Annotated in this window: 5 protein-coding genes and 1 pseudogene; 5 read left to right on the plus strand and 1 reads right to left on the minus strand. The window is 43.3% G+C overall.

The annotated features are described in order from the left end of the window. Together VF500_RS08580 and VF500_RS08585 are read left to right on the plus strand one after the other, a co-directional pair. Positions 1-1,119, plus strand: a 1,119-nt coding sequence (locus VF500_RS08580) for a SusD/RagB family nutrient-binding outer membrane lipoprotein (protein WP_330859279.1), incomplete at its 5' end; no start/stop codon positions are given. A 19-nt stretch (positions 1,120-1,138) separates the two neighbouring features. Then, positions 1,139-2,080, plus strand: coding sequence for a DUF1735 domain-containing protein (locus VF500_RS08585; protein ID WP_330859280.1), 942 nt, complete (start codon positions 1,139-1,141; stop codon positions 2,078-2,080). 327 nt (positions 2,081-2,407) lie between these two features. On the opposite strand, the gene VF500_RS08590 is transcribed toward VF500_RS08585, so the two are convergent. Then, positions 2,408-3,238: an SGNH/GDSL hydrolase family protein gene (locus tag VF500_RS08590; RefSeq protein WP_330859281.1), complete on the minus strand. Its 831-nt coding sequence runs from the start codon at positions 3,236-3,238 to the stop codon at positions 2,408-2,410. Between the two features lie 350 nt (positions 3,239-3,588). On the opposite strand from VF500_RS08590, the gene VF500_RS08595 reads away from it, so the two are divergent. From VF500_RS08595 to VF500_RS08605, 3 genes and pseudogenes are all read left to right on the plus strand, one after another. After that, entirely contained in the window at positions 3,589-5,157 is a 1,569-nt protein-coding gene (locus tag VF500_RS08595; protein ID WP_330859282.1) for a sulfatase, read from the plus strand. Between the two features lie 1,172 nt (positions 5,158-6,329). Beyond that, positions 6,330-7,616, plus strand: coding sequence for a SusC/RagA family TonB-linked outer membrane protein (locus tag VF500_RS08600; protein ID WP_330859283.1), 1,287 nt, complete (start codon positions 6,330-6,332; stop codon positions 7,614-7,616). 19 nt (positions 7,617-7,635) lie between these two features. Further along, positions 7,636-8,281: pseudogene (locus VF500_RS08605) on the plus strand (TonB-dependent receptor); the annotation flags it as partial.

Below are 8,281 nucleotides of genomic sequence, written 5' to 3' on the forward strand. Positions count from 1 at the left end.
GCTGTAGCAAAGATCCTGCAGCAATATATTTATTGGATAATTACCGATTCATGGGGCGATGTACCGTATAGCCAGGCCTTAAAGGGGAGCGCTGTTATTCAGCCGGCATATGATACCCAGGAATCCATTTATAAAGGGATCATCTCAACCCTAACCTCGGCTATAAGTGAATTTGATTCGTCATCAAGCCTGGCCGGTGATATCATCTACAGCGGCGATGTTGCCTCCTGGAAAAGAATGGCTAATTCACTTAAGTTACTGGCTGCCATTCAGCTCTCAAACCGGGTACCGGCTGCTGATGGTTACGCTGCCACAGCTGTTAAAGAAGCCATTGCATCGGGTGTGATCACTGCCAATGCTCAAAACTTTACCTTGGTGTATCCCGGGGGCAGCTACAAAAGCCCATGGTATAGCCTTTATAACGGCCGGAAGGATTATGGTGAATCGAAAACCCTTACCGACATCACTGCCGCATCCAATGACCCGCGCCAGGAAGAATTTGGCGGAGCGAGTGAATTATCAGGCAATGTTACCACATCCAACATTGGTGTGCCATACGGTTTGATAAGGTTAAGCGTGCTTGCATTTGAAGATGCCAATCCAACATGGGCCCGTATTTTACGCGGCGACCTTCGGCTGGAAGCCGGCTCTGTGGTTATGATCAATGCTGCCGAAGTTTGGCTGGCCCGTGCCGAAGCCGCCAATTTAGGCTGGACTGACGAAAGTATCACGACCGACTATACCACAGGTATTACAGCCTCTTTTGAGCAGTGGGATGCCGGTACTCCGTCAGCTGCTTACCTGGCATTCTATCCGGTTACCGATACTAAGAATGCTGATATCACCGGCTCCCAAATAAAAAATATCTCTATTCAACGGTGGATCGCAAGCTATCCTGACGGTCATGCCGCATGGGCAATATGGCGAAAAACTGGCTGGCCTGCGCTTACCCCGGCACCTGACGCTACAAATTCCTCCGGCCAGATCGTTAGGCGATTTACTTATGCCTCTTCTGAATATAATACAAACGGTGCAAGTGTTAATGCAGCCGTTGCACGGTTAAGTGGTGGCGATACACAGGATGCACATGTGTGGTGGGATACAAGAACATCTAATTAATCTCTTCAATTAAAAGAACATGAAAAAGAAAATATTTTTTAAATACCTGGTTCTGTCATGTGCATTTGCTGTTGTATTTGCAGGGTGCAGAAAGGAGCCGGCTGCCGATAAAGCTAATGAAACACTTAATGCCGGTAAAACCTTGATAGGCTTTCCCGACGGTATGGAGTCCTCAACTTTTTTCGATCCTTTTACCGATGTTAAAACAATTGATGTTTTTACATTAAAAAAGGATGCTGCAAATAACGCAGATCTTGAAAAAGCCGAAAACTTTGTGATATCGGCTGTACCTGATTCTCTAACTGCTTATAACGAAGCCCATGGTACAGCTTATGAATTGCTTCCATCATCTTTTTATACCGTCGGCACTTCATCTACCGATGTTTCAGTATCCGGCGATAACCTGACGTTTAAATTTGCCGCCGGTGATTTTGCAAAGAATTTTGAGATCAAGCTTGATGGCAGTAAGCTTGATTTGTCAAAGAGCTACGCATTAGCTTATAAGATCACAGATTCGGCCGGAGTTGGGATCCATGCTGCCAGTCGTGGTGCCATGTACGCTTTTTACAGTGTTAAAAACAAATACGATGGTGTGTATACCTTGGGTGGTACTATAGCCCGGTACGTTAGCGGTGTTGCCGATGCCACACTGGGCGGCACTTACCCGGACGGCCTCACGGTTGACGTAGCTACTATTGGCACTTATACCGATTCGTTTTCTTTATTGTGGATCACTGGCGCGGGAGTAGGAGGCGTTACAGGATTGCAACTTACGGTTGATCCGGCAACAAACAAGGTTACCGTTATAGCAACCGGAAATTCGGCTGTTCAAAATACTGCCGGTAAGGATAATTATTATGATCCGGATACCAAAACATTCCACCTGGCATTTGACTGGGGAGCGGACGCCAACAACAAAAGAATTTTTGAAGGCACTTTAACTTATTCAGGTTCCCGGTAAAAAGAACATACTTATTAAAAGACTGCTTCCCATATCGGGGACAGCCTTTAACAAAACTCTTTACAGAAACTTGATACTTAGATTTCGAACCATATACCCGCATGCTTACAACCCGGTGCGCCTGAAAACAGATAGCATTGCTTTTAAAATACTCCTTTAGTTCTTAGTTTTTTCATTTGCGTTAATCAAATGAACAGTTTTTAGTTAATTAAATGTGCCCTTCAAGGGAGGGGGGCACATTCTTTATTTATACCAATTCAGGTTGCCCTTAGTTAAAAGGGTGCATACTTCATGTGTTTTTCGGCCCGCGATATTATCCTTGTTGAACTATTGTTTGAATACCTTCGTTATAGCGTCGGCAATGATGGCGTTTCCTTTGTCTGAAGGGTGTAAGCCATCATATGTTAATCCAATGGCCTCTATGGGATAAGGATAATCATCTGTAGCAGGGTTAAAAGGGATCCTGGTAGATTCCGGGTAGGGGTAATTTACATAGGTGCCAGATGCAGTGTCTTTAAGGCGTTTGAATTTAACCAGATGCGTCAGATCAAGTTTCCGGTTATGGTACAGGTCTACAACCGGGATATGTTCATAGCGTCCAATGGAATCTATTGCGTTAACCAGGGTTTCCAGTTGCTGGCCGTTCTTTGGGCGGTAACTTCCAAAGGCATTGTTTCGCGGATTGTTGATATACACAAAGTCGACCCTTTGCATCGGCGTGATCAGAACAATCCTGGCACCAGCATTTAGGCGGCGCAGCTTATTGATAATGATCCGGAACGAACCATATACCGTAGTGTTGCCTTTACCAGTTTTATAGTCGTCCAGGCTGCCGGTGGGCCTGCCTTGCCACCAATCATTTGTTCCTAAAAAAACGGTATAAATATCTGCAGCGGGTATACCCAGGCTATCGATATTTTGCGCGATGCGGCCGGAAGTCCAGCCATTAAAACCTTTATTGATATAGTGTAAACCGGGGAATTGCTCCGTTACCCTGGTCAGGTAACCCTTGGTTACCCTGTTACCCGTTTCATCTAAATGGTCATTCAGATAAGTGATCGAGTCGCCGATGGCCACCCAACTCTGTTCTTTAGGATTGTAAGCGCTGAATACCAGGAGCGCGGCAGCCAACAATACCGCTAACCTTGTTTGTTTCATGATGTTATTTATTTTAGGTTTACCAGAGACAGATGAAAGCGAAGTTAAGGGAAGTTTGCGGATAACTGTCCCTAACTGTATGACTGATCTGATCTTCAAATCCCGAAAGAATGGGCCATTAGTTAGAGAATGCGGTTGGTGGGTACTTTTCTCAGAAGAAACCGATGATATCAGGCTTCGGGATCAAATGATGATTTGACGTGTTTGGCATCGGTAAACTGTTAACTTTGTGGCATAGTAAAGGGCTTGTTATGGTCAAAGATCATAACATACTTTTATCATTATGCGATAGAAAAGGATGTTGACCTAACACTCATACCAACCCGGGATTACTTACAATAACATCAATTATGAAAGATTTGAAATTGTTACTTTTAGTATTGGCAGTGATCGCCGGAGGTATGTATACGTTACCAGTCAGCGCACAGCAAAAAGCAACAAAACGTCCAAATATTATCTTCATCCTTTCAGACGATCATGGGTTACAGGCAACCGGTGCTTATGGTAATAAACTGGCCCGGACACCTAACATAGACCGGATTGCCCGTGAAGGGGCATTGTTCAAAAACGCGCTGGTCACCAATTCCATATGCGGCCCGAGCCGTGCTACGTTCATCACCGGCAAGTACAGCCATAAAAATGGCTACAAAATGAACGAGGGGAAATTTAATACAGATCAGTTATTATTCCCGGCGCTTTTGCAACAAAACGGCTATCAGACTGCCTGGATCGGAAAATGGCACCTGGGAAGCTTACCAAAAGGGTTTGACTATTACGATGTGCTGCCGGGACAGGGCAACTATTATAACCCTGATTTCATTAAATCCGGAAACGATACGGTGAGGCATCATGGTTATGTTTCTAATATCATTACCGAGCTAACCAAAAACTGGCTTGATGGAAGGGACAAAGAAAAGCCTTTCTTCCTCGTGGTAGGCGAAAAGGCAGCACACCGGTCATGGGAGCCGGATATTCAGGATCTCGGTGCTTTTGACAATGTGACTTTTCCAATACCGGCTACCTTCTATGACACTTATGAGAATAGAAAGGCAGCTGCCGACCAGGACATGAGTATCGAAAAAACACTGGATCTCAGAAATGACCTCAAAGTGCATGCACTTAAGCCCAACCCCAGCAGTTGGGGATTATATGGCAGGCTGGATAGCGTACAGAAACACGCTATAGCTGATTATTATGAAGGGAAAGTGAGCAAAGAGTTTGATGATAAAAAGCTGAGCGGCAAAGCGCTCACAGAGTGGAAATATCAACGGCTGATGCGCGATTATTTTTCTGTTGTAAATTCCCTGGACCGTAATATTGGCGAGATCCTTGACTATGTAGATAAAAACGGCCTGAAAGATAATACGGTGATTGTTTACGCGTCTGATAATGGGTTTTATCTGGGTGAACACGGCTGGTTTGATAAGCGTTTCATCTATGAAGAATCACTGAAAATTCCGTTACTTATCCGGTATCCGGGCGTGGTGAAACCATCCAGCACCATTACACCTATCGTTTTGAATAATGACTGGGGTGCTACTATGCTCGATATCGCCGGTGTTAAAGTTCCGGAGGAGATACAGGGGGCCTCTTTTCTTCCCTTACTAAAAGCAACCTCCGGGAAGGGCAAGCAACCTGAATGGCGAAAAGATGCTTACTATCATTATTACGAATTTCCTCAGCCGCATCATGTACACCCTCACTTTGGGCTACGATCCACTCAATATACCTTAGTTAGATTTTACGGCGCGATCAATTCCTGGGAGCTTTATGATTTAAAAAAGGACCCTAACCAGCTTAATAATCTTTACGGTGGTAAGGGTTACGAAGCAATCACAGCTGATCTGAAGAACAGGTTGAAAAAGTTGATCATCAAATATGATGATCAGGAAGCTTTGGAGATATTTAATAAGAATTAACGCACATCGCGGTAAATGTTGGAGCCCTTATCCTTTGTTTTGATTTAGCTGGTGCAAACCAGTTTGAAACCACGGTTTTTTGGAAACAAAAAGCAATTAGTGCCTTTTTATCCTATCGCGTTATTTTCAAGTACACCTCCTGAGATACTGATCTTGAACTCCTTTTTAGAGGGTATTCAGCGTTTGGGGAGTTTATTGCATAAAATCAGATAAGGGGATCATACAATTATCCTGACCTTTCTAAGAGGCTGTTTAAAAACGAATGTTTTTAAACGTAGAGACGCATAATTGCGTCTCACGCTTGCAATTTACGGTAGCTAAGACGCTTTTGAAGTCGGCTTGTCCTTCGGGAGACGCAATTATGCGTTTCTACAAAAATATTTTCTTTCATTTTTAAACAGTTGCTAAAGACATAGGTGTAGATTCCGGACCCCTTGCTTATATAAAAGGTCTTTTCTGTTTTCTTAATAATTCTTAAGTTTTTAATTAATATCAGGATAAAAATCTTAGTTCCTTCCCACAGAAAGTTGCCAGCAATAAGGTCGGCGATTGGTTTAAGCCAATTTAATGTAGTATCCAATGTGTAATGCCAGTTGTATCTATAAATAAAACCACCTGTTTTAGATCAGTAGTGTTCGCATGAAATCCACAAGCGATGAAGGTTTAAGATCACTGCAAAGGCACTGATGAACCCAAATGATATTAGATCGGAAGGAACATGATGTATCGCTTTTCGACTACACTTTCACTCCAAAATCATTGATAAGCCCTTCCTGAGCCCTTATTGCCCTTTTTGTCCCCTCTTTTTTGCTGGTTAGCCCCTTTTGTTTTCTGTGTTTTTCGAAGACTTTACGCTCTTGAATAGTCATGCCAATATGACCATTAGTGTTAACCAGTTATTCTAATTAATTAAAACCAACATGAGGAAAATCCAGACAGTGGCGGATGCTCTTAAGAAAGAGAAACCGCCGGCATCTTAATTGAAAACATTTCTACGAAAATGCCAGGGTAAATTCCTGGCCCGGGCAATAGTCGGTTATTGTTAAATCCGGGAACTGCATTGGTCCCTTTGGTATGATGCTTTTCGGTTACGGTTACATCATCGCCAATAGCATAAACATATAACTGCCCTTGCTCACCTAACCAACAACTTAAATTTTAATAACCCAATTATGAAACGAAAATTACTTATTCCAAATTATTTGTATTCAAAAGGGTTCCGCGCTGCATTTAAAACATTGGCATTATTTATACTGCCAATTGGTGCAAACGCGTCAACCCCCAATTTAATAACTCACAACAACAGTTCAATCATAGCCCGAATAGCTTCTGATAAAGCGGCGATCACCGTAAAAGGATCTGTTGTAGATGCCAGCAATGGTCAGCCACTGATAGGGGTTTCTATCAATATCAAGGGAACCAATAAAGGTACACTCAGCGATATCAAAGGCAATTTTCAGCTTACTAATGTGCCGGAAAATGCTGTGCTTGTTATAACCTATATCTCCTACGAGAAGGTTGAAATTGCAGTTGGCGGAAAGACTGATATCGCAGTAAAACTTCAGCCTTCAATGAAAACCCTGAGCGATGTGGTAGTGGTAGGTTACGGAACGCAGAAGAAAGAAAACCTGACAGGCTCTGTAGGTATTGTGAATACACAAGATCTGGAAAGCAGGCCCTTAACAAACACCAGTCAGGCTTTGCAAGGTACTGTTTCCGGCGTTTTTGCACTGCAAAGTTCGGGTAAACCAGGTGATGACAATACGGTTATAGACATCCGTGGGGTAGGAACTTTTGGCGATAATTCCCCATTGGTGTTAGTTGATGGCTTTCCCGGAACTATTGGAGACGTGAACCCTAACGATGTTCAATCAATTTCGGTGCTGAAAGACGCCGCATCATCGGCAATTTATGGTAGTCGTGCGGCAAACGGTGTTATTGTAATTACCACTAAACGGGGATCAGCCGGTAAGGTTCGTGTAAATTACAGCGGGTACGCAGGGATCCAGAGCCCGACAAGATTGCCCAAAGTATTAAATTCTGTTCAGTATACAACGCTTTACAACGAGGCCGCTGTAAATACCGGTTCTGCTCCGCTATATCCTGATTCGATAATTCAGAAATACGCAGCCCACAACAACCCCTTATATCCCGATATCAATTATTTCGATGTATACTATGGTAACGCTTACATGCAAAACCACCGCGTAAGTGCAACGGGAGGAAGTGACAATGTTAACTATTCCTTTATGCTGGGCCATTTGGATCAGGATGGTATCCTGGTTGCCACCAATTATAAGAAAACAGACTTTCGTCTTAATCTTGACAGTTATCATCTAAAAGATAAAAGACTCCGTGTTTCTGGCAATATATCCGGAAACGTGGGGATAAAAAAACGAACCGACAGACCTTTGGAATGCCGAATGGTATGCAACTCTCGCCCCAATCCATCCGCTTAAGGATGCAAACGGAAACTGGGTGTCAGTTAACGGCGAACGTAACTACTACGGGGAAATTAAAGAGGGTAGCACAAACCTTACAAAACGCTACAATTTTAGCGGCCAGGCCGAAGCAGAGTATAAAATTCTGCCCGGTTTAAGCGCGCAGCTTACCTATGGTTACAATGTTACTTCTACTAACGGCAATGCTTTTCATGCCAATGTAACCTTACAAAATCAAAATGGAACAGCTACGCAATTAGCTTCCAATCTAACCACAACAAGTGAAATTGATGGTCACTCGTTGCTTACCGGTTTACTGAAATACAATAAAACAATTAACCGCCATTCATTTAATTTATTAGGCGGCTATAGCGAAGAGGAGTTTACTTATGACTGGCAAAGTGGCTATCGTGCAAATTTTGTGAACAATTCGCAACGTGTATTGAACCTTGGTGATGCAGCCACGCAAACTAATAATGCAGGTAGCTATGATCTTGGCCTTCGTTCGTTTTTTGGTCGTTTCAGCTATGCCTTTGACGAAAAATATTTATTTGAGGCCAATGTTCGGAGAGATGGCTCTTCGAGGTTTGCGCAAGGCAAACAGTGGGGCACATTTCCATCATTCTCAGCAGGCTGGGTATTATCGAAGGAAAATTTCATGAAAAGCCTGACCTGGCTGGATT

It is taken from the genome of Mucilaginibacter sp. (assembly GCF_036383575.1).
Lineage (GTDB): Bacteria > Bacteroidota > Bacteroidia > Sphingobacteriales > Sphingobacteriaceae > Mucilaginibacter.

Coding starts and splice junctions, on each gene's coding strand:
- VF500_RS08585 (WP_330859280.1), top strand. CDS start 1,139: ATGAAAAAGAAAATATTTTTTAAATACCTGGTTCTGTCATGTGCATTT.
- VF500_RS08590 (WP_330859281.1), bottom strand. CDS start 3,238: ATGAAACAAACAAGGTTAGCGGTATTGTTGGCTGCCGCGCTCCTGGTA.
- VF500_RS08595 (WP_330859282.1), top strand. CDS start 3,589: ATGAAAGATTTGAAATTGTTACTTTTAGTATTGGCAGTGATCGCCGGA.
- VF500_RS08600 (WP_330859283.1), top strand. CDS start 6,330: ATGAAACGAAAATTACTTATTCCAAATTATTTGTATTCAAAAGGGTTC.